This window comes from Neisseria benedictiae, from assembly GCF_958267435.1.
Taxonomy (GTDB): domain Bacteria; phylum Pseudomonadota; class Gammaproteobacteria; order Burkholderiales; family Neisseriaceae; genus Neisseria; species Neisseria bergeri.
The window spans coordinates 40190-60377 of sequence record NZ_CATQFV010000049.1 but is presented as its reverse complement, the minus strand read 5'-3'; the positions used below and the strand labels follow the sequence as shown (position 1 = coordinate 60377).

Here is a 20188-nt window from a genome sequence, read left to right as displayed (position 1 = left end):
TTCTATTTTTAGTCTTTTTTATAAAATGCAAAAATATGCCGTCATTCCCGCGCAGGTATTTGTCCGCACGGAAACCTGATCCCGTCATTCCCACGAACCTGCATTCCGTCATTCCCACGAAAGTGGGAATCCAGGACGCAGGGTTGAAGAAACCGTTTTACCCGATAAGTTTCCGCACCGACAGACCTAGATTCCCGCCTGCGCGGGAATGACGGGTTTCAAGATGACGGTGTTATCGGGAATGACGGTTCAGGTATTTTCTTACGCCCGCCCTGCGCCTGTAAACGGTAAGTGCATCAAAAATGCCGTCTGAAAGGTTTTCAGACGGCATTTCCGATTGGCAAAATCAGTCGGCAACCGCCATCAGGCTGGCGTTGCCGCCGGCGGCTGTGGTGTTGACGCTGCAAGAGATTTCTTCAAACACTTGCAGGATGTCGAGTCCGTTTTCCGAAGGGAGGATGCGGATGAGTGCGCCGTCGTGGGCGGCAAGTTCCTGTTTGCGCGCGCTGTCCAAAGGCGACAGGGCGGCAACGTGGCTGATGCCGGTGGTTTCGGGTTTGCCGTTGACCAGCAGCAGACCTTCCAAGTCGGCGGTGTAGGAAGCCAGCGGGCTGTCGGGTTCGACCACTGCCTGTACGCCGGAGGCGGCAAGTTCGGTCAGTGCGGCAAAGGCTTGAACCGTGCTGCCGCCGTGTATCCAAACGCGTTTTGGCGCGTGCCATGAGATGCTGTTGCGCTCGCCGGTCGGGCCGGTAAGGACGGTTTCGGCACGGCGCAGGGTGCGGATGCGGGCGTGTCCCAAAGCGGCCGCTGCGGCTTTTTTCTCTTCGGCATTGAACGGCAGTTTGTGAACCAGTGCTTCGAGGCGTTTGAGCGCGGCTTCGTCCGCATGTCCGATTTGGCTCAGGGTCGGGGCAACCCATTCGTCGGCGCGGGTCAGTTTTTGCAGGTAGAACGAACCGCCTGCTTTGGGACCTGTGCCGGACAGACCGTGTCCGCCGAAGGGCTGTACGCCGACGACTGCGCCGACGATGTTGCGGTTGACGTAAACGTTGCCGGCTTCGATGCGGCTGCGGATGTGGCGTACCGTGCCTTCGATGCGGCTGTGTACGCCGTGGGTCAGGGCGTAGCCTTTGCTGTTGATTTGGTCGATGACGCTGTCGAGTTCGTCGGCGCGGTAGCGGACGACGTGCAGGACGGGGCCGAAGACTTCGCGTTGCAGTTCGTTGAGGTTGTTCAATTCAAACAGGATGGGGCGAACGAACGTGGATTTTTCGGAATCGACATCGGCAGCGGTTTTGACTTCGTGGTAAGACTTGGCAACGCCTTTCATTTTGTTGATGTGGTTCAACAGGTTTTGCTGCGCTTCGGCATCGATGACGGGGCCGACATCGGTGGTGAGCTGAATCGGTTTGCCGACGACGAGTTCGTCCATCGCGCCTTTGATCATGTCGAGCATACGGTCGGCAACGTCTTCTTGGACGCACAAGATACGCAGGGCGGAGCAGCGTTGTCCCGCGCTGTCGAAGGCGGAGTTCAATACGTCGGCGCAGACTTGTTCGGCAAGTGCGGTGGAATCGACAATCATGGCGTTTTGTCCGCCGGTTTCGGCAATCAGGACGGGATTGTCGCCGCGTTTGGCAAGGGCTTTGTTGATCAGGCGCGCCACTTCGGTCGAGCCGGTGAAAATTACGCCGCCGATGCGGGCATCGTTGGTCAATGCCGCACCCACGTCGCCTGCGCCGAGGACGAGTTGCAGGGCGGAAGTCGGGATGCCGGCTTCGTGCATGAGGGAAACGGCATAACCGGCAATCAGGCTGGTTTGTTCGGCGGGTTTGGCGATAACGGTGTTGCCTGCCGCCAATGCGGACACGACTTCGCCGGTAAAGATGGCGAGCGGGAAGTTCCACGGGCTGATGGCGACAATCGCGCCGACGGCTTTGGCATCTTTGGGCAGGGTGTGTTCGGCTTCGTTTGTGTAGTAGCGGCAGAAATCGACGGCTTCGCGCACTTCGGCAATGGCGTTGTTCAGCGTTTTGCCTGCTTCGCGCACGGCAAGCATCATCAGCGCGGGGGTGTGCTGTTCGAGCAGGTCGGCGAAACGGCGCAGGTAGGCGGCGCGCTCGGCGGCAGGTGTCGCACTCCATTCGGGGAACGCGGCAACGGCTGCGCCAACTGCTTCTTGGGCAAGCGCGGCATCGGCAAAGCTGACTGTGCCGACAACATCGCCGTGGTCGGCAGGGTTTTTAATCGGTTGCGCTTCGCCGACATCGCGGGCTTTGCCGTTGACGATGGATGCGGCGTGGAAGTCTTGCGCGGCGGCTTTGTTCATCTGTTCTTGAAGCTGCTGCAATACGTTTTCGTTGCTCAAGTCCACGCCTTGCGAGTTCAGACGGCATTTGCCGTACAAATCGCGCGGCAGCGGCAGGGCGTTGTGCAGGTGGATGCCTTGTTCGGCGATGGTGTCGAACGGGCTGCGGATGAGCGTGTCGATGCTGATGTTTTCATCGACGATTTGGTTGACGAAAGAAGAGTTCGCACCGTTTTCCAACAGGCGGCGCACCAAGTAGGCGAGCAGGGTTTCGTGTGTGCCGACCGGGGCGTACACGCGCACGCGGCGGCCTAAGTTTTGCGGGCCGACGACTTGGTCGTACAGGGTTTCGCCCATACCGTGCAGGCATTGGTGTTCAAAGTCTTTGCCTTTGCCCATCTGGTAAATCGCGCCCAAAGTGTAGGCGTTGTGGGTGGCAAATTGCGGGAAGACGGCATCTTGCGCGGAAAGCAGTTTGCGCGCGCAGGCGAGGTAGGAGATGTCGGTGTGGACTTTGCGGGTGTAGGTCGGATAGCCGTTCAAGCCGTCCACTTGCGCCCATTTGATTTCGCTGTCCCAGTATGCACCTTTAACCAAACGGATCATCAGTTTTTGGTTGTTGCGGCGAGCAAGGTCGATCAGGTAGTCGATAACGAACGGACAACGTTTTTGGTAGGCTTGGACAACGAAACCGATACCTTTGTAGCCTGCCAAATCGGGATCGGAAACGAGTGCCTCCATCAAATCCAAAGACAGCTCCAGACGGTTGGCTTCTTCGGCATCGATGTTGATACCGATATCGTATTTTTTACCCAAAAGGAACAGCTCTTTCAGGCGCGGCAACAGTTCGCCCATCACGCGGCCGTGTTGGGCGCGCGAGTAGCGCGGATGGATGGCGGAGAGTTTGACGGAAATGCCGTTGCCTTCGTAAACGCCTTGTCCTGCCGCATCTTTGCCGATGGCGTGAATGGCTTGAACGTAGTCGTTATAGTAGCGGTTGGCGTCTTCTTCAGTGTATGCGGCTTCGCCCAACATATCGAAGGAGAAGCGGTAGCCCATTTTTTCGCGTTCTTTGCCGTTTTGCAGGGCTTCTTCAATGGTCTGTCCGGTGACGAACTGTTTGCCCAAGAGGCGCATGGCGTAATTCACGCCTTGGCGGATGAGCGGTGCGCCGCCTTTGCTGATCAGGCGGCTGAGTGCGGAACTCATCTGTTTGTCGTTTGTGGCGGTCAGTTTGCCGGTAATCAGCAGGCCCCAGGCGGCGGCGTTGACGAAGAGGGAAGGGCTGTTGTTCAGATGGCTTTTCCAGTTGCCTTCGGAGATTTTGTCGGCAATCAGGCGGTCGCGCGTGGCGTTGTCGGGAATACGCAGCAGGGCTTCCGCCAGACACATCAGCGCGATGCCTTCTTCGCTGGAGAGTGAGAACTCGTGCATCAGCGCATCCACGCCGCCGGCTTTGGTGCGGCCGGCGCGGACTTGGGTAACCAAACGGCGGGCAAGCTCGGAGGCGGCTTGGCGTTCTTCGTCGGTCATCTGTGCACGTTGCAGCATATCCTGTACGGCTTCGATTTCATTACGGCGGTAGGCATCGGTTATCGCTTGGCGCAGGGCAGTTTGTGCCGGAAATGCAAAATGAAACATTTTTTGGATTCTCCAAAGTTTTTCGGGGGGTTCAGACGGCATCGGTGCGGCCTGAGTACGGTAATATCGTAATAAATCCGCAGATGAAATACAAGGCTTCAAATGCGGGCAGGGTAGGTGCTTCCGTTTCTTTGAAAATGAAACGGGTAAAACACAAATAAGGCCTGTATGCAGGCAAGGTTTATTTGTGTTTGACCCGGAAACGGGTTCAGACGGCACGAACCGGGATGCCGTGCCGTCTGAAAGGGGTTTATCGGGTGGCGCGGTAGTCTGCGTCGGCTTTTTCAAAACGTTCTTGGATTTCTCGGGAAGGTTCTTTGTTGAACAGAGAAACCAACACGGCAATGATTAAGCAGACAATAAAGCCCGGCACGATTTCGTACATCGTCAACAAGCCGCTTTCGCCTGCCGCTTGAGCCGGTTTTTTCACCCATTCCGCCCACACGACAACGGTTAACGCGCCTGCAACCATACCCGACAACGCGCCGTAGGCAGTGATGCGTTTCCACAATACGGACAGGATCACAATCGGGCCGAACGCCGCGCCGAAACCTGCCCACGCATAAGAAACCAAGCCCAATACTTTGCTGTCGGGGTTGGAGGCAATCAGGATGGAAATGACGGCAATCGCCAAGACCATCAGGCGGCCGACCCATACCAATTCCGACTGTTGCGCGTTTTTACGCAAAAAGCCTTTGTAGAAGTCTTCGGTAATCGCGCTGGAGCAAACCAAAAGCTGGCAGGACAGGGTGGACATCACCGCTGCCAAAATCGCGCTCAAAATAATGCCGGCAATCCAAGGGTTGAACAGCAAAGTAGAAAGCGCGATGAAGATGCGTTCGTGGTTGCCGCTCATAGAAGAAACTTTGTCGGGGTTTGCGCCGAAATACGCAATGCCGAAATAACCGACCGCTACCGCGCCTGCAAGGCACAACGCCATCCAAGTCATACCGATGCGGCGTGCGGATACCAGCGATTTCGCGCTTTCGGCGGCCATAAAGCGCGCCAAAATGTGCGGCTGTCCGAAATAGCCCAAGCCCCAGGCGGCGGTGGAAATGATGCCGATGACGGTCGTACCGGCAAACAGGCTGCCGTATTCTTTGCCCGTGCCTGCGGCGACGCTTTGAATCGCGGCAGACATTTGTTCCGCGCCGCCCAAGCCCAGATAGACCATCACCGGCGTTAAAATCAGCGCGAAAATCATCAAAGAAGCCTGCAGCGTATCCGTCCAGCTTACCGCCAAGAAGCCGCCCAAGAAGGTATAGGCGATGGTCGCGCCCGCACCCAGCCACATTGCCTGATTGTAAGTCATACCTTCAAACAGGCTTTGGAACAGGGTTGCGCCCGCCACAATGCCCGAGGCGCAATAAATTGTGAAGAAAAACAAGATAATTAGTGCGGAAACCACTTTCATCAAGTGTCCGCCTGCGCCGAAGCGGTGGAAGAAATAATCCGGCAGGGTCAGTGCATTGTTGGCATATTCGGTATGTACGCGCAGACGGCCTGCCACCAAAAGCCAGTTGAAATATGCGCCGATCACCAAGCCGATGGCAATCCACGCTTCATTTAAACCGCTCAAATAAATCGCGCCGGGCAGCCCCATCAAAAGCCAGCCCGACATATCGGACGCACCCGCCGACATCGCGGTAACAAACGGGCCCAAGCTGCGCCCCCCCAAAATGTAATCGTCGAAATTGCGCGTAGAAAAATAGGCGGCAAGTCCGATCAGAAGGACTGCGATCAGATAGATTGCAAAAGTAATGTACATGGGATTCATGTGCTATTCCTCGTCTAAAACTTCAAAATTACAGGCTTTGAAATTGCAAGCAACTCATGCCTGAAATGTTTTTCTAATAAAAGTACAACGGAAAATCCGGGGAATCTGTAAAGATATTCGGATAAATTATTTTCAATCACAACAAGATATGTAATGAAACTATATGAAATTGTAAATAATTTGACTCAGCATAACCCAAATTTTTTTGTTTGCAAAGCATTTATGGTTCAAAAAAGATGAGGAAAATCCATCTCTCGGCATTAAATATTTTTAAAACAGTATGTTATTTTGTAGTGTCTTGTAGTCAAAAAGGGGTGCTGAATATGAAATCCGTTTTCTGCCGGCAGGTGTCTTGAAGTGTAATTTAGAAACTGCAAAGGAAGTGAGGCAGATTTACCGCGGATAACCTGCCGCCCGTTTTCAGACGGCATTTTTCCTTATACAATAGCCGTTTGAATTTAATATGTTCAGGAAGGATACAGATTATGTTCGGCAAACAGCTTTTTGAGGAAGTCGGCTCGAAGATTAGCGAAACCATCGCCAACAGCCCTGCCAAAGATATGGAAAAAAATATTAAAGCTATGTTGGGCAGTGCGTTCAACCGTATGGATTTGGTCACACGCGAAGAATTCGACATCCAGCAGCAGGTTTTGATTAAAACCCGTACCAAACTGGCAGCTTTGGAAGAGCGACTGGCGAAACTCGAAGCCGCTCAAGAGCCTGAAGAAGCTGCTTTGAAAGCCGCCGAAGCTGCTGCGGAAGAAGCTGTTGCAGAAATCAAACAACAAACCGAAGCTGTCGAATAAGGCCGTCTGAAACATGTCGCTTGCCTTGGTTTACAGCCGCGCCTTGAGCGGCATGAATGCGCCGTTGGTTGAAGTAGAAGCCCATCTTGCCAACGGCCTGCCTCATTTCAATATCGTCGGATTGCCCGATACCGAAGTCAAAGAAAGCCGCGACCGCGTGCGCGCCGCCATCATCCAAAGCGGTTTCGACTTTCCCGCCAAAAAAATCACCGTCAACCTCGCCCCGGCCGACCTGCCCAAAGAATCAGGACGTTTCGACCTGCCGATTGCATTGGGCATCCTCGCCGCATCCGGACAAATCGCACCTGAAAAGCTCGCGCAATACGAGTTTGCCGGCGAGTTGGCGCTTTCCGGTATGTTGCGCCCCGTGCGCGGCGCGTTGGCGATGGCGTGGCAGGGTATGCAGGCAAAACGTGCATTTGTTTTGCCTGAAGAAAACGCAGAACAAGCCGCCGTAATGCGCGGCATTACCGTTTACGGCGCGCGCTCTTTGGGCGAAGTCGCCGCCCATTTGAACGGTATCGAACCTTTGGCGCAAACCGAATACCAAGTTCCTCAGATGCCGTCTGAAAACGCCAAACTGCCAGACCTCATTGATGTCAAGGGTCAACATACTGCCCGCCTTGCTTTGGAGATCGCTGCCGCAGGAGGACACAGCCTCTTGATGATGGGGCCGCCGGGAACGGGCAAATCCATGCTTTCCCAACGGCTGCCCGGTATTCTGCCGCCTTTGACCGAAGACGAATTGGTCGAAGTATGGGCGTTGCGTTCGCTCCTGCCCAACCACCAACAACAACTCGACAGCCACCGTCCTTTCCGCAGCCCGCACCACAGTGCCAGTTCGGCAGCCATGGTCGGCGGCGGTTCCGATCCGCGTCCGGGCGAAATTTCATTGGCGCATCACGGCGTTTTGTTTTTGGACGAGCTGCCCGAGTTTGACCGCAAAGTTTTAGAAGTTTTGCGCGAACCTTTGGAAAACGGCGAAATCCACATTTCCCGCGCGGCGCGTCAAGCCGTCTATCCGGCGAAATTCCAGCTTGTCGCCGCCATGAACCCTTGTCCGTGCGGTTATCTCGGGCATCCCGTCAAGCCCTGCCGCTGCACGCCCGAAAGCGTCGCGCGTTACCGCAGCAAGATTTCCGGTCCGCTGCTTGACCGCATCGATTTGACCATCGAAGTCCCCAGCCTGTCCGCCGCCGAACTGATGCAGCAGGAAGCAGGGGAAAGCAGCGCACGCGTGTTGGCGCGCGTGATCGTCGCCCGCGACAAACAATACGCGCGGCAAGGCAAAGTGAATGCCGCCTTGAGTGTCAGTGAACTCGACACGTCCGCCCGCATCCAAAAAGAAGCGCAGGAAGCCTTGGGCAGCCTGCTGGAAAAATTGTCTCTTTCCGCCCGCAGTTTTCACCGCATCATGCGTGTTGCACGGACGCTGGCAGACCTGTCGGGCGACGAAGAAGTCGGCAGAAGCCACGTCATGAAAGCCATAGGTTTCCGCCGTGCTTTATAGGAACGGGAATGGAAGCAGGTTTTGCCCAAATATGGCGATATTGTTAGAATATCCGCCCGTAAGCAAACGGCGTTAATGCCGTCTGAAACACATTAAGGTATGTTTATGAACAAATTTTCCCAATCCGGAAAAGGTCTGTCCGGTTTTTTCTTCGGTTTGATACTGGCAACGGTCATTATTGTCGGTATTTTGTTTTATCTGAACCAGAGCGGTCAAAATGCGTTCAAAATCCCGATTCCGTCGAAGCAGCCTGCAGAAACGGAAATCCTGAAACCGAAAAACCAGCCTAAGGAAGACATCCAACCTGAACCGGCCGATCAAAACGCCTTGTCCGAACTGGATGCTGCGAAAGAGGCAGAGCAGTCGGATGCGGAAAAAGCTGCCGACAAGCAGCCCGTTGCCGACAAAGCCGACGAGGTTGAGGAAAAGGCGGGCGAGTCGGAGCGGGAAAAGTCGGACGGACAGGCAGTGCGCAAGAAAGCACTGACGGAAGAGCGTGAACAAACCGTTGGGGAAAAAGCGCAGAAGAAAGATGCCGAAACGGTTAAAAAACAAGCGGTAAAACCGTCTAAAGAAACAGAGAAAAAAGCTTCAAAAGAAGAGAAAAAGGCGGAAAAGGAAAAAGTTGCACCCAAACCGACCCCGGAACAAATCCTCAACAGCGGCAGCATCGAAAAAGCGCGCAGTGCCGCCGCCAAAGAAGGGCAGAAGCCGAACACGCCCGCCAAGGCGGAAGCAACGCATTATCTGCAAATGGGCGCGTATGCCGACCGTCAGAGCGCGGAAGGGCAGCGTGCCAGACTGGCAATTTTGGGCGTGCCTTCCAAAGTGGTCGGCTATCAGGCGGGACATAAAACGCTTTACCGGGTGCAAAGCGGCAATATGTCTGCCGATGCGGTGAAAAAAATGCAGGACGATTTGAAAAAGCACGGGGTTGCCAGCCTGATCCGTGCTATTGAAGGCAAATAATTATGAAGCTCAAACATCTGTTGCCGCTGTTGCTGTCGGCAGTGTTGTCCGCACAGGCATATGCCCTGACGGAGGGGGAAGACTATATTGTTTTGGATAAGCATGTCCCGCAGCAACAATCGGGAAAAATCGAAGTTTTGGAATTTTTCGACTATTTTTGCGTACATTGCCATCATTTCGACCCCTTGTTATTGAAGCTGGGCAAGGCATTGCCGTCTGATGCCTATTTGAGGACGGAACACGTGGTTTGGCGGCCTGAAATGCTCGGATTGGCCAGAATGGCGGCCGCCGTCAATTTGTCAGGTTTGAAATATCAGGCAAACCCTGCCGTGTTTAAAGCAGTTTACGAACAAAAAATCCGCTTGGAAAACAGGTCGGTTGCCGGAAAATGGGCTTTGTCTCAAAAAGGCTTTGACGGCAAAAAACTGATGTGCGCCTATGATTCTCCCGAGGCCGCCGCCGCAGCATTAAAAATGCAGAAACTGACGGAACAATACGGTATTGACAGCACGCCGACCGTTATTGTCGGCGGAAAATACCGCGTTATCTTCAATAATGGCTTTGACGGCGGCGTTCATACGATTAAAGAATTGGTTGCCAAAGTCAGGGAAGAACGCAAACTGTCAAACCGTTCTACGCAAAAATAACCTTATCCATCATACACCTGAAAGAAACCAAGCAATGGATTTTATGATTGTCCTGAAAGCCCTGATGATGGGTTTGGTAGAAGGTTTTACCGAATTCCTGCCTATTTCCAGCACCGGGCATTTGATTGTGTTCGGCAATCTGATTGGTTTTCACAGCAATCACAAGGTTTTTGAAATTGCCATCCAGCTCGGTGCAGTTTTGGCAGTAGTGTTTGAATACCGGCAGCGTTTCAGCAATGTGTTGCACGGCTTAGGAAAAGACCGGAAAGCCAACCGTTTCGTCCTCAATCTTGCCATTGCTTTTATACCTGCCGCCGTGATGGGGCTGTTGTTCGGCAAACAAATCAAAGAGTATCTGTTTAACCCCTTGAGTGTTGCAGTCATGCTGGTTTTGGGCGGTTTTTTTATTTTGTGGGTGGAGAAACGCCAAAGCCGAGCAGAGCCTAAAATTGCCGATGTTGATGCATTGCGTCCGATTGATGCGTTGATGATCGGCGTTGCCCAAGTGTTTGCACTGGTTCCGGGTACGTCCCGTTCGGGTAGTACGATTATGGGCGGGATGCTTTGGGGAATCGAGCGGAAAACGGCAACGGAGTTTTCATTTTTCTTGGCCGTTCCGATGATGGTTGCAGCAACGGCTTATGATGTCCTGAAACATTACCGGTTTTTCACCCTGCATGATGTCGGTTTGATTCTGATAGGCTTTATTGCCGCTTTTGTTTCCGGTTTAGTAGCGGTCAAAGCACTGCTGAAGTTTGTTTCCAAAAAAAACTATATCCCGTTTGCCTATTACCGTATTGTTTTTGGTATTGCCATCATTATATTGTGGCTGTCAGGCTGGATAAGTTGGGAATAAAGTCATGTATCCGGTTTGAGAATATATTTTCGGGTCGGATTTATGTCGGACGGCAGAGAGATGATGTTAGATTAATCAGTACCCTGATTTGTTTCAGAGTTTAAAAGAAAATACTTTCTATTGCACTAACTAATCAATGTTACCGCAGTTGCATCGTTACAGCGGCTTTGAACTGGAGAAGCCGCCTCGAAATGGCTTTGATGGGCATTTAAACGCAATATGCCGGAGAGAATCATGGAATTTATCCAACTGATCCAACTGCTTGCGAACAGGTTGACAGTAAACCGCAAATGGCATGCCTACCTGTACTGCCTGCCGTTTACCGCCTATTGGGTATCGGCGGACAAAGAGATTGTCCGAACGCTCGTTATGGGAGACGGGTTTTTTGTTTTGATACTTTGTACGGCATTATTCGGTATGTGGTTCTTCTGCCGCCGGCAGCGGTGGTTGTGGGTTCTTCCCTATCTCTGCATATTCAAGATTTTATTCTCCCTTATTTAGCCTGTACCGCCCCGCCTCGGGGCGGTTTTTTACCGCCTCCGGCAAACATATGCCGAAATAAGTTTTAAACCCGATTAAAAGCCGTTTCAGACGGCATTTGCCACAATAATCTCATTCAATTAAGCCTGTTTGCCGGTTTATCAATGTTGCTGCCTTGGACGGTAATGTCGCCCTCGCGGCTGCGGATATTGATGTCGCCGCCGGCTTTCAGGCTGTCGATTTAGCTTTTGGCCTATGATGTTTCTTCGTTTTTGCAATTAAGCTCTAATTTTTATTTTATATATATTTTCTCATACAAGGGAGAAGCACAAATATTTTCCCAACCAAACTCTTTAAGCACCTGCTTGGCTAATGTACGTATATTTCCCCATTCCTGACTATATAATCCTGATTCATCAAGCCAAATGAAATCGAATCCATCTCCACTAATGCTAGATATATATGCATTTAAATTTAATAGCATTTCTTTTTGTCTAGTTGTCAAGATACTTCCTTTATCTAAACACTCTTCAAATGCATCAGTGAATTCCAAAACAATTTCCTCCCCAGCAGTATGCCTAGATCCTGTAATTTTTTTCTGAGTATCAGGATCTTGAGTCATGGCAACAACAGACCAACGCAAATTTGATAACTCATCCATAAATAATCCTTTCATTTATATAAGATAGTTGCTTTTTCATTTGTTTTATTATACGTTTTAGGGTTAACTATTTTAATTTTCCCTTTATCTAAGGATTGAAAATAAAAGGCTGTGTTTTAATATTCCGTTGATGTAGCTCTAATTAGCCGTACAAATGCCATTTTATTTAATGGGGTCGATTTCTGCACAAACGGAAATACGGCTTTCCCTTGCAAAGGGATGGAATCGGGCAGGTATTTAAACACAGCCGAAATAAAAAAACAAAATAAAAAAGCACATACCTTTTTACGGTCTGTGCTTTTTTATCTGGTGGAGGTAAGCGGGATCGAACCGCTGACCTCTTGCATGCCATGCAAGCGCTCTACCAACTGAGCTATACCCCCGAAATATGGTGGCGAATCAGGGATTCGAACCCCGGACACAAGGATTATGATTCCTCTGCTCTAACCGACTGAGCTAATTCGCCGTTTCGTGAAGTCGCTATTATATGTTTTTTTGTTTTTTTGACAAGCCGTATTTTCTAATTTTAAATTAGTGTCCTGTTTTTAAATATTAAAAATTTTATGCCGTCTGAAAATGGTTAAGACGGCATGAGGATTAGAGTTTGTGGCAGATGTCGCCAAAACAAAATCCTGTCCAATCAATATTGATATTTTTACCGAATGCGATGACTTTAAACAATTCTCCCATTTCATGTTGATCGATTAGTTTTTGAACAGCGGCGGCTTCACGGATATAGGCTGCCGAATCCGTTTTCCCCGTCTGTGCCAATAGCTCGGTAATGCCCAGGTTCAATAAGAAATGGGATTGGGGAAGGTAACCTATCAAATCTAATCCGGCATCCGTCCCTGCTTGTGCAATGTCGGTAAAGTTGACATGTGCGGTCAGGTCTGCCAATCCGATGAAGTCGAAAGGATTGTGGATAACGTGGTGTCGGTAGTGTCCGATCAATGTGCCTTGATTGCGTTGCGGGTGGTAATACTGCGCCGCATCAAAACCGTAGTCGATGAATATCATACCTCCGCGTTCAAGCCTTGAGGCAAGGGTGCGGATAAAGGCATATTGTTGCGGGTGCAGTTCGCCGGTATAGGGGAAATCTGTTTGGGGGAAATAAAGGGAAGCCGAAGCTGACAGCGACGGGTCATTCAAGGGTCTTGCCGAATAGGCGAAACGGTCGTTATCCAGGCAAACGCCGACATGCTCGAATGAGCCGCCTTCATCTTTACGGATGATTTCGACAGGCATGGCATCGAGTACTTCGTTACCGATGATGATGCCGTCAAATGTTTCCGGAAGTGCAGATAAGTGGACAATTTTTTGGGCGGCTTGAGGTGCGAGGGTCTGAATCAGGTCTTTCTGGCGAGCTGCCAGCTCCGGCGATATTTCAATAATATAGTAACGGTTGATGCCGTCCGAAATGCTGCCCAACAAATCGGCGGCGAGTTGACCGGTTCCTGCACCGAATTCATAGATATTGCCTGCGGTTTGGGGTAGGAGTTCTTGAAGTTGGCGCGCCAGTGTTCGGGCAAACAGGGGGGTAAGGGTTGGGGAGGTAATAAAATCCCCGTCGTTACCGATTTTATGGCTGCCGCCGGTGTAGTAGCCGTATTGCGGAGTGTATAAAACCAATTCCATAAAACGTGAAAATGGAATCCAGTTGCCGTGTTTGCCGATTTCTTCGGCAATGAGGGTTTGCAGTTTGAGCGAGGATTGCCGTGCTTCGGGAGAGGGGATGGGGAGGGGCATGATAAGTGTTAGCTTGTGTAAATTTATTGGATTTCCCGACATATTACACGTTGGTACGGGTGCTGTCATGGCTTTATCCTTAATACTATATATTGTGTTTATATTATTAAATTAATCATATATAGTTGTTTATTGGTTCGGTCACTCTGTACCGCACCCGCCGTGCCGTTGTCGCCATTTTTTATCTTATTGTTTTTAAAAGGAATAAAAATTTCAGATATGTTAATGAGTTTTCATACCCTGATTTGACCGAGTGTTTAAAATTTCTTATAGTGTCGATTGGTGGGGAATTATGGGGCAAAGTGTCTCTTTTACCCTTGTGATTTTGATTTCGGCTTGGGACATGTTATGTTCGGCGGCGCACACGAATTAAGCATCGACAGTAAGGGGCGGTTGGCGGTTCCTGCCAAATTCCGCGATATTCTGTCGCGCCTCTATACGCCTGCCGTAGTGGTAACGCTCGAGTCGAAGCATAAGCTGTTGATGTATCCTGTTGCAGAGTGGGAAAAGGTCGCGGCGCAACTTTTGAACTTAAAAGTGGCGGATAACCCTGTTTTACGACGGTTTCAAAATCTTCTGCTGCATAACGCGGAAATTTTGGAATGGGATAGTGCCGGTCGGGTATTGGTTCCTGCCGGGCTGAGGAAGAGGGTGGTTTTTGACCGTGAAGTTGTTCTGGTCGGGCGGGCCAACCGTTTGGAGCTTTGGGGTCGCGAGCAGTGGGAGGCTGAGATGGTTCAGGCTTTGGATGACGATCCTGACGAACTTGCCTTCCAGTTGAGTCAGACGGATTTGCAATTGTGATTGGAGCAGAAAGTTACCGGCATATCACGGTCTTGCTGAATGAGGCGGTGGATGCGCTTGCCGTGCGCGAAGACGGTATCTATGTGGACGGTACGTTCGGCAGGGGAGGGCATTCCCGGCTGATTTTGTCGCGTTTGGGCGATGCGGGGCGGCTGATTGTTTTCGATAAAGACCCGCAGGCGATTGCTGTGGCAGAAGAGCTGGCGCGTTCGGACAAACGGGTCGGTGTCGTGCATGGTGGTTTTGTTTCGTTTCAGACGGCATTGGATGATTTGGGTATCGGCAAGGTGGACGGTGCGTTGTTTGATTTGGGGATTTCGTCTCCGCAAATCGATGACGGCAGCCGCGGTTTCAGCTTCCGTTTCGATGCCCCTTTGGATATGCGTATGGATACGACGCGCGGTATGTCTGCCGCAGAGTGGATAGCGGTTGCGTCGGAACAGGATTTGCACGAGGTAATCAAGAATTATGGTGAAGAGCGGTTTAGCCGCCAGATTGCGCGCGCCATTGTTGCGCAACGGGCGGAAAGTCCAATCGATACAACCCGCAAGCTGGCGCAGATCGTGGCACAAAACGTCCGTACTCGTGAGCGGGGGCAAGATCCTGCAACACGTACTTTCCAGGCGGTCCGCATCTTTATTAACCGCGAGCTTGAAGAAGTAGGGGCAGTATTGCCGCAGGTCATGTGTCGTCTGAAACAGGGCGGACGTTTGGCGGTCATTGCTTTCCATTCGTTGGAAGACCGCATTGTGAAGCAGTTTGTCAAAAAATATTCGCAACACGCGCCCCTACCGCGCTGGGCGGCGGTCAGGGAAGCGGATTTGCCCGAGCCGCCCCTGAAAATCGTGGGCAGGGCATTAAAGCCGGGTGAGGCGGAAATTGCCGCCAATCCGAGGGCGAGAAGTGCGGTTTTGCGTGTGGCGGAGCGGACTGCCGGTCCGATACCGGAACAATAACAGAGAAAAACGTCTGAACGGCAATGAACAAATTGAATTTCCTTCTGCTGCTTGCGGTGTGTGTTTCCGCTTTTTCCGTTGTGATGCAGCAAAACCAGTACAGGCTCAACTTCACAGCTTTGGACAAGGCGAAAAAACAGGAAATCGCCTTGGAGCAGGATTATGCGCAAATGAGGCTGCAACAGGCGCGTTTGGCGAACCACGAAGCGATCAGGGCGGCGGCAGAAAAACAAAACCTCCATCCGCCGGTTTCGGGCAATACCTTTATGGTGGAACATCAAAGATAGAAGCAGCCTGTGTGCCGGAATCGGATTCCTGCGTCAGGATAATAATAACGAGAAGTAAAAATGTTGATTAAGAGCGAATATAAGCCCCGGATGCTGCCCAAAGAAGAGCAGGTCAAAAAGCCGATGACCAGTAACGGACGGATCAGCTTCGTCCTGATGGCAATGGCGGTCTTGTTTGCCGGTTTGATTGCCCGCGGACTGTATCTGCAGACGGTAACGTATGAATTTTTGAAAGAACAGGGCGACAACCGGATTGTGCGGACTCAAACATTGCCGGCTACACGCGGTACGGTTTCGGACCGGAACGGTGCGGTTTTGGCGTTGAGTGCGCCGACGGAGTCCCTGTTTGCCGTGCCTAAAGATATGAAGGAAATGCCGTCTGCCGCACAATTGGAACGCCTGTCCGAGCTTGTCGATGTGCCGGTTGATGTTTTGAGGAACAAGCTCGAACAGAAAGGCAAGTCGTTTATCTGGATTAAGCGGCAGCTCGATCCCAAGGTTGCCGAAGAGGTTAAAGCCTTGGGTTTGGAAAACTTTGTATTTGAAAAAGAATTAAAACGCCATTACCCGATGGGCAACCTGTTTGCACACGTCATCGGATTTACCGATATTGACGGCAAAGGTCAGGAAGGTTTGGAACTTTCGCTTGAAGACAGCCTGCATGGCGAAGACGGCGCGGAAGTCGTTTTGCGGGACCGGCAGGGCAATATTGTGGATAGCTTGGACTCCCCGCGCAATAAAGCCCCGCAAAACGGCAAAGACATTATTCTTTCTCTGGATCAGAGGATTCAGACTTTGGCTTATGAAGAGTTGAATAAGGCGGTCGAATACCATCAGGCAAAAGCCGGAACGGTGGTGGTGTTGGATGCCCGTACTGGGGAAATCCTCGCCTTGGTCAATACGCCTGCCTATGAGCCCAACAAACCCGGTCAGGCAGACAGCGAACAGAGGCGTAACCGTGCCGTTACCGACATGATCGAGCCCGGTTCGGCAATAAAGCCCTTTGTCATTGCGAAAGCACTGGATGCGGATAAAACCAATTTGAACGAGAGGTTGAATACGCAGCCTTATAAAATTGGTCCGGCTCAGGTGCGCGATACCCATGTTTATCCTTCTTTGGATGTGCGCGGTATCATGCAGAAATCGTCCAATGTCGGTACAAGCAAACTGTCTGCACGATTCAGTTCGAAAGAAATGTATGATTTGTATCATGAGTTGGGCATCGGTGTGCGTATGCATTCCGGTTTTCCGGGAGAAAGTGCGGGCGCGTTGCGCAATTGGCAAAAATGGCGGCCTATCGAACAGGCAACCATGTCTTTCGGTTACGGTCTGCAGTTGAGCCTGCTGCAATTGGCACGGACCTATACCGTGTTGACACATGACGGTGTTTTGTTGCCGGTCAGCTTTGAGAAGCAGGCGGTTGCGCCGCAAGGCAAACGCATATTTAAATCATCGACCGCACGTCAGGTGCGTGAGTTGATGGTTTCTGTAACCGAACCCGGCGGTACGGGTACGGCGGGTGCGGTAGATGGTTTCGACGTCGGCGCAAAAACCGGTACGGCGCGTAAGTTGGTCAACGGGCGTTACGTCGATAACAAACACGTTGCCACTTTCATCGGTTTTGCTCCTGCCAAAAATCCGCGTGTGATTGTGGCGGTAACCATCGACGAGCCGACTGCAAACGGTTACTACGGCGGCGTAGTGGCAGGTCCGGTCTTCAAGCAAGTCATGGGCGGCAGCCTGAACATCTTGGGCGTTTCCCCGACCAAACCTCTGACCAATGTTGCAGCCGTCAAAACACCGTCTTAATCCGAGTATCAACGAGATTATTTTATGTTCAGCAAGTTAACCCCTTTAGCTGAAACCGGCATCCCGCCTCTGCTGTGTGCAAACGCAGCAGGGCGTTTGTTGCATTCAGACAGCCGTCAAATTAAACAAGGTGATATTTTCGTTGCTTGTCAGGGCGAATATACCGACGGCCGCAGTTATATCCCCGCAGCCATTGCCAACGGCGCGGCTTTTGTTTTTTGGGACGACGACGGCAAATTTGCGTGGAATCCTGAATGGAAAGTCCCCAATCAAGGTATTAAAGATTTGAAACACCGTGCCGGTATGTTGGCGGCGCAAGTTTACGGCAACGTTTCAGGCGGCCTCAAAGTCTGGGGCGTAACCGGCACCAACGGCAAAACCTCCATCACACAATGGCTGGCGCAAGCCGCCGATTTGTTGGGAGAAAAAACCGCCATTATCGGCACGGTCGGCAACGGCTTTTGGGGTGCATTGAAAGAAACCACGCACACCACCCCCGCCCCCGTCGATGTCCAAACCCTGCTCTACCGTTTCCGTCAACAAGGCGCAACAGCCGCCGCGATGGAAGTCTCCAGCCACGGCCTTGACCAATCGCGTGTCAACGGCGTGCCATTCCGCAGCGCAATCTTTACCAATCTCACCCGAGACCACCTCGACTACCACGGCACCATGGAAGCCTACGGTGCCATCAAGTCGCGCCTGTTTTACTGGCATGGCTTGAAGCACGCCATTATCAACGTGGATGACGAATACGGCGCGGAACTCGTATGCCGTCTGAAAAAAGACTGTCCTGATTTGGCCGTTTACAGTTACGGCTTCAGCGAGCAAGCCGACATCCGCATTACCGATTTCACCGCTTCTTCAGACGGCATGGAAGCCGTATTCCAAACCCCGTGGGGCGAAGGTCGCTGCCGCACGCGCCTGCTCGGACGGTTCAACGCGCAAAACCTCGCCGCCTGCATCGCCTTGCTGTGCGCTAACGGCTATCCGCTTGATAAGGTATTGGATGTGCTGGCAAAAATCCGTCCTGCTTCGGGCCGTATGGATTGCATTATGAACAGCGGCAAACCTTTGGTCGTTGTCGATTACGCCCACACGCCCGACGCATTGGAAAAAGCACTCGCCACCTTGCAGGAAATCAAACCGCAGGGTGCGGCTTTGTGGTGCGTATTCGGTTGTGGCGGTAACCGCGACCGAGGCAAACGCCCGCTGATGGGCGCGGCAGCCGTACAGGGCGCGGATAAAGTTGTCGTTACCAGCGACAACCCGCGTTTGGAAAATCCGCAAGACATCATCAACGACATCCTGCCTGCCGTACCTGCGCCCGAATGCGTTGAAGCCGACCGCGCTGCCGCCATCCGATACGCAGTCGAACGTGCCGCCGCAAACGACATTATTCTGATTGCCGGTAAAGGGCATGAGAACTATCAGGATGTACAAGGCGTGAAGCATCATTTTTCCGATTTTGAAATCGCAGAAAAAGCATTGGCAGAGCTGGGCTAGGCCATATCAAAAATGTTCAGGCGGTCTTAATTAAAACCATCTGAAAAAACAAACGGAAGAAATCATGAAACCACTAGATTTAAATTTCATCTGCCAAGCCCTCAAGCTTCCGATACCGTCTGAAAACAAACCCGTGTCGCGCATCGTAACCGACAGCCGCGATATTCAGGAAGGCGATGTGTTTTTCGCATTGGCGGGCGAGCGGTTTGACGCGCATGATTTTGTTGAAGACGTATTGGCCGCAGGTGCGGCGGCGGTTGTGGTTTCGCGCAAAGATTGTGCGGCTTTGAAAGGCGCGTTGAAAGTCGATGATACGCTTGCCGCCTTGCAAACGCTGGCGAAGGTGTGGCGTGAAAATGTGAACCCGTTTGTGTTCGGCATTACCGGTTCAGGCGGCAAGACGACGGTGAAGGAGATGCTGGCTGCGGTATTGCGCCGCCGTTTCGGCGATGATGCCGTGTTGGCGACTGCGGGTAATTTCAACAACCATATCGGGCTGCCGCTGACTTTATTGAAATTAAACGAAAAACACCGCTATGCCGTGATTGAAATGGGCATGAATCATTTCGGCGAACTGGCGGTTTTAACGCAAATCGCCAAACCTGATGCCGCATTGGTTAACAACGCCATGCGTGCCCATGTCGGCTGCGGTTTCGACGGAGTGGGCGATATTGCCAAAGCGAAAAGCGAGATTTATCAAGGCTTATGTTCAGACGGCATTGCACTGATTCCTCAAGAAGATGCCAATATGGCTGTCTTCAAAATGGCAACGCTTAATTTGAATACGCGCACTTTCGGCGTCGATAGCGGCGATGTCCACGCGGAAAATATCGTGCTGAAACCGTTGTCGTGCGAATTTGATTTGGTGTGCGGCGACGAGCGCGCAGCCGTGGTGCTGCCTGTTCCCGGCCGCCACAATATCCACAACGCCGCCGCTGCCGCCGCGCTGTCTTTGGCTGCGGGTTTGAGTTTGAACGATGTGGCGGAAGGTTTGAAAGGTTTCAGCAATATCAAAGGCCGTCTGAACGTCAAATCCGGCATCAAGGGCGCGACCCTGATTGACGATACTTACAATGCGAACCCCGACAGCATGAAGGCTGCAATTGACGTGTTGGCGCGTATGCCTGCGCCGCGTATTTTCGTAATGGGCGATATGGGCGAACTGGGCGAGGACGAAGCCGCTGCCATGCACGCCGAAGTCGGCGCGTATGCCCGCGACCAAGGCATCGAAGCGGCTTATTTTGTCGGCGACAACAGCGTCGAAGCGGCGGAAAAATTTGGCGCGGACGGTTTGTGGTTCGCCGCCAAAGACCCGTTGATTCAAGTGTTGAGCCACGATTTGCCCGAACGCGCCACCGTGTTGGTGAAAGGTTCGCGCTTTATGCAGATGGAAGAAGTGGTCGAGGCATTGGAGGATAAGTGAAA

General features: G+C 52.0%; 16 protein-coding genes and 2 tRNA genes. 11 read left to right on the top strand and 7 right to left on the bottom strand.

Features of this window, described 5'->3' with window-relative positions; all coding sequences use genetic code 11:
* Positions 1–346: 346 nt before the first annotated feature.
* The 3 genes from putA to Q3O12_RS04735 all read right to left on the bottom strand — a co-directional run bounded on the left by putA (position 347) and on the right by Q3O12_RS04735 (position 6160).
* On the bottom strand, positions 347–3952 hold the full coding sequence (gene putA, locus Q3O12_RS04745; RefSeq protein WP_301669617.1) for a bifunctional proline dehydrogenase/L-glutamate gamma-semialdehyde dehydrogenase PutA: 3606 nt from the start codon (positions 3950–3952) through the stop codon (positions 347–349).
* 250 nt (positions 3953–4202) lie between these two features.
* Positions 4203–5729 carry a sodium/proline symporter PutP gene (gene putP, locus Q3O12_RS04740; RefSeq protein WP_301669574.1) on the bottom strand — a complete coding sequence of 509 codons (1527 nt, stop codon included), beginning with the start codon at positions 5727–5729 and terminating at the stop codon, positions 4203–4205.
* Positions 5730–5989: 260 nt separating this feature from the next.
* Positions 5990–6160 (bottom strand): hypothetical protein, encoded by a 171-nt coding sequence (locus tag Q3O12_RS04735; RefSeq protein WP_301669573.1) that lies wholly within the window; start codon positions 6158–6160, stop codon positions 5990–5992.
* 54 nt (positions 6161–6214) lie between these two features.
* Here Q3O12_RS04735 and Q3O12_RS04730 point away from each other — a divergent pair, with 54 nt between their 5' ends.
* The 5 genes from Q3O12_RS04730 (at position 6215) to Q3O12_RS04710 (ending at position 10517) form a co-directional block, all read left to right on the top strand.
* Complete coding sequence (locus tag Q3O12_RS04730; protein ID WP_301669572.1) at positions 6215–6535, top strand: accessory factor UbiK family protein; 321 nt, start codon at positions 6215–6217, stop codon at positions 6533–6535.
* 13 nt (positions 6536–6548) lie between these two features.
* Entirely contained in the window at positions 6549–8045 is a 1497-nt protein-coding gene (locus tag Q3O12_RS04725) for a YifB family Mg chelatase-like AAA ATPase (RefSeq protein ID WP_301669571.1), read from the top strand.
* Between the two features lie 105 nt (positions 8046–8150).
* A complete protein-coding gene (ftsN, locus tag Q3O12_RS04720; RefSeq protein ID WP_301669570.1) occupies positions 8151–9014 on the top strand; it encodes a cell division protein FtsN in 864 nt (287 codons plus the stop codon).
* A 2-nt stretch (positions 9015–9016) separates the two neighbouring features.
* Entirely contained in the window at positions 9017–9661 is a 645-nt protein-coding gene (locus Q3O12_RS04715) for a thiol:disulfide interchange protein DsbA/DsbL (protein ID WP_301669569.1), read from the top strand.
* Between the two features lie 34 nt (positions 9662–9695).
* Positions 9696–10517 carry an undecaprenyl-diphosphate phosphatase gene (locus tag Q3O12_RS04710; RefSeq protein ID WP_301669568.1) on the top strand — a complete coding sequence of 274 codons (822 nt, stop codon included), beginning with the start codon at positions 9696–9698 and terminating at the stop codon, positions 10515–10517.
* Positions 10518–11289: 772 nt separating this feature from the next.
* Here the strand turns inward: Q3O12_RS04710 and Q3O12_RS04700 are convergent.
* The 4 genes from Q3O12_RS04700 to Q3O12_RS04685 all read right to left on the bottom strand — a co-directional run bounded on the left by Q3O12_RS04700 (position 11290) and on the right by Q3O12_RS04685 (position 13404).
* Positions 11290–11658, bottom strand: a complete 369-nt coding sequence (locus Q3O12_RS04700) for a hypothetical protein (RefSeq protein WP_003712418.1) — start codon at positions 11656–11658, stop codon at positions 11290–11292.
* 307 nt (positions 11659–11965) lie between these two features.
* Positions 11966–12041, bottom strand: a tRNA-Ala gene (locus Q3O12_RS04695).
* A 6-nt stretch (positions 12042–12047) separates the two neighbouring features.
* Positions 12048–12124: transfer RNA gene (locus Q3O12_RS04690), tRNA-Met, on the bottom strand.
* A 131-nt stretch (positions 12125–12255) separates the two neighbouring features.
* The gene (locus Q3O12_RS04685; RefSeq protein WP_196428677.1) at positions 12256–13404 is read right to left on the bottom strand and encodes a class I SAM-dependent methyltransferase; all 1149 of its coding nucleotides are present in this window, start codon (positions 13402–13404) and stop codon (positions 12256–12258) included.
* A 348-nt stretch (positions 13405–13752) separates the two neighbouring features.
* Between Q3O12_RS04685 and mraZ the strand changes: the two genes are divergently transcribed.
* From mraZ to Q3O12_RS04655, 6 genes are all read left to right on the top strand, one after another.
* The gene (gene mraZ, locus Q3O12_RS04680; protein WP_211709491.1) at positions 13753–14208 is read left to right on the top strand and encodes a division/cell wall cluster transcriptional repressor MraZ; all 456 of its coding nucleotides are present in this window, start codon (positions 13753–13755) and stop codon (positions 14206–14208) included.
* The gene (gene rsmH / locus Q3O12_RS04675; protein ID WP_003750280.1) at positions 14205–15164 is read left to right on the top strand and encodes a 16S rRNA (cytosine(1402)-N(4))-methyltransferase RsmH; all 960 of its coding nucleotides are present in this window, start codon (positions 14205–14207) and stop codon (positions 15162–15164) included. The genes mraZ and rsmH overlap by 4 nt, the downstream gene beginning before the upstream one ends.
* A 23-nt stretch (positions 15165–15187) precedes the next feature.
* Positions 15188–15451 carry a cell division protein FtsL gene (gene ftsL / locus Q3O12_RS04670; protein ID WP_002220363.1) on the top strand — a complete coding sequence of 88 codons (264 nt, stop codon included), beginning with the start codon at positions 15188–15190 and terminating at the stop codon, positions 15449–15451.
* A 60-nt stretch (positions 15452–15511) separates the two neighbouring features.
* Positions 15512–17260, top strand: coding sequence for a peptidoglycan D,D-transpeptidase PBP2 (gene penA, locus Q3O12_RS04665; RefSeq protein WP_301669567.1), 1749 nt, complete (start codon positions 15512–15514; stop codon positions 17258–17260).
* A gap of 24 nt (positions 17261–17284) precedes the next feature.
* Positions 17285–18763, top strand: coding sequence for a UDP-N-acetylmuramoyl-L-alanyl-D-glutamate--2,6-diaminopimelate ligase (locus tag Q3O12_RS04660; RefSeq protein WP_301669566.1), 1479 nt, complete (start codon positions 17285–17287; stop codon positions 18761–18763).
* A 64-nt stretch (positions 18764–18827) separates the two neighbouring features.
* Entirely contained in the window at positions 18828–20186 is a 1359-nt protein-coding gene (locus Q3O12_RS04655; protein WP_301669565.1) for a UDP-N-acetylmuramoyl-tripeptide--D-alanyl-D-alanine ligase, read from the top strand.
* Positions 20187–20188: the final 2 nt, after the last annotated feature.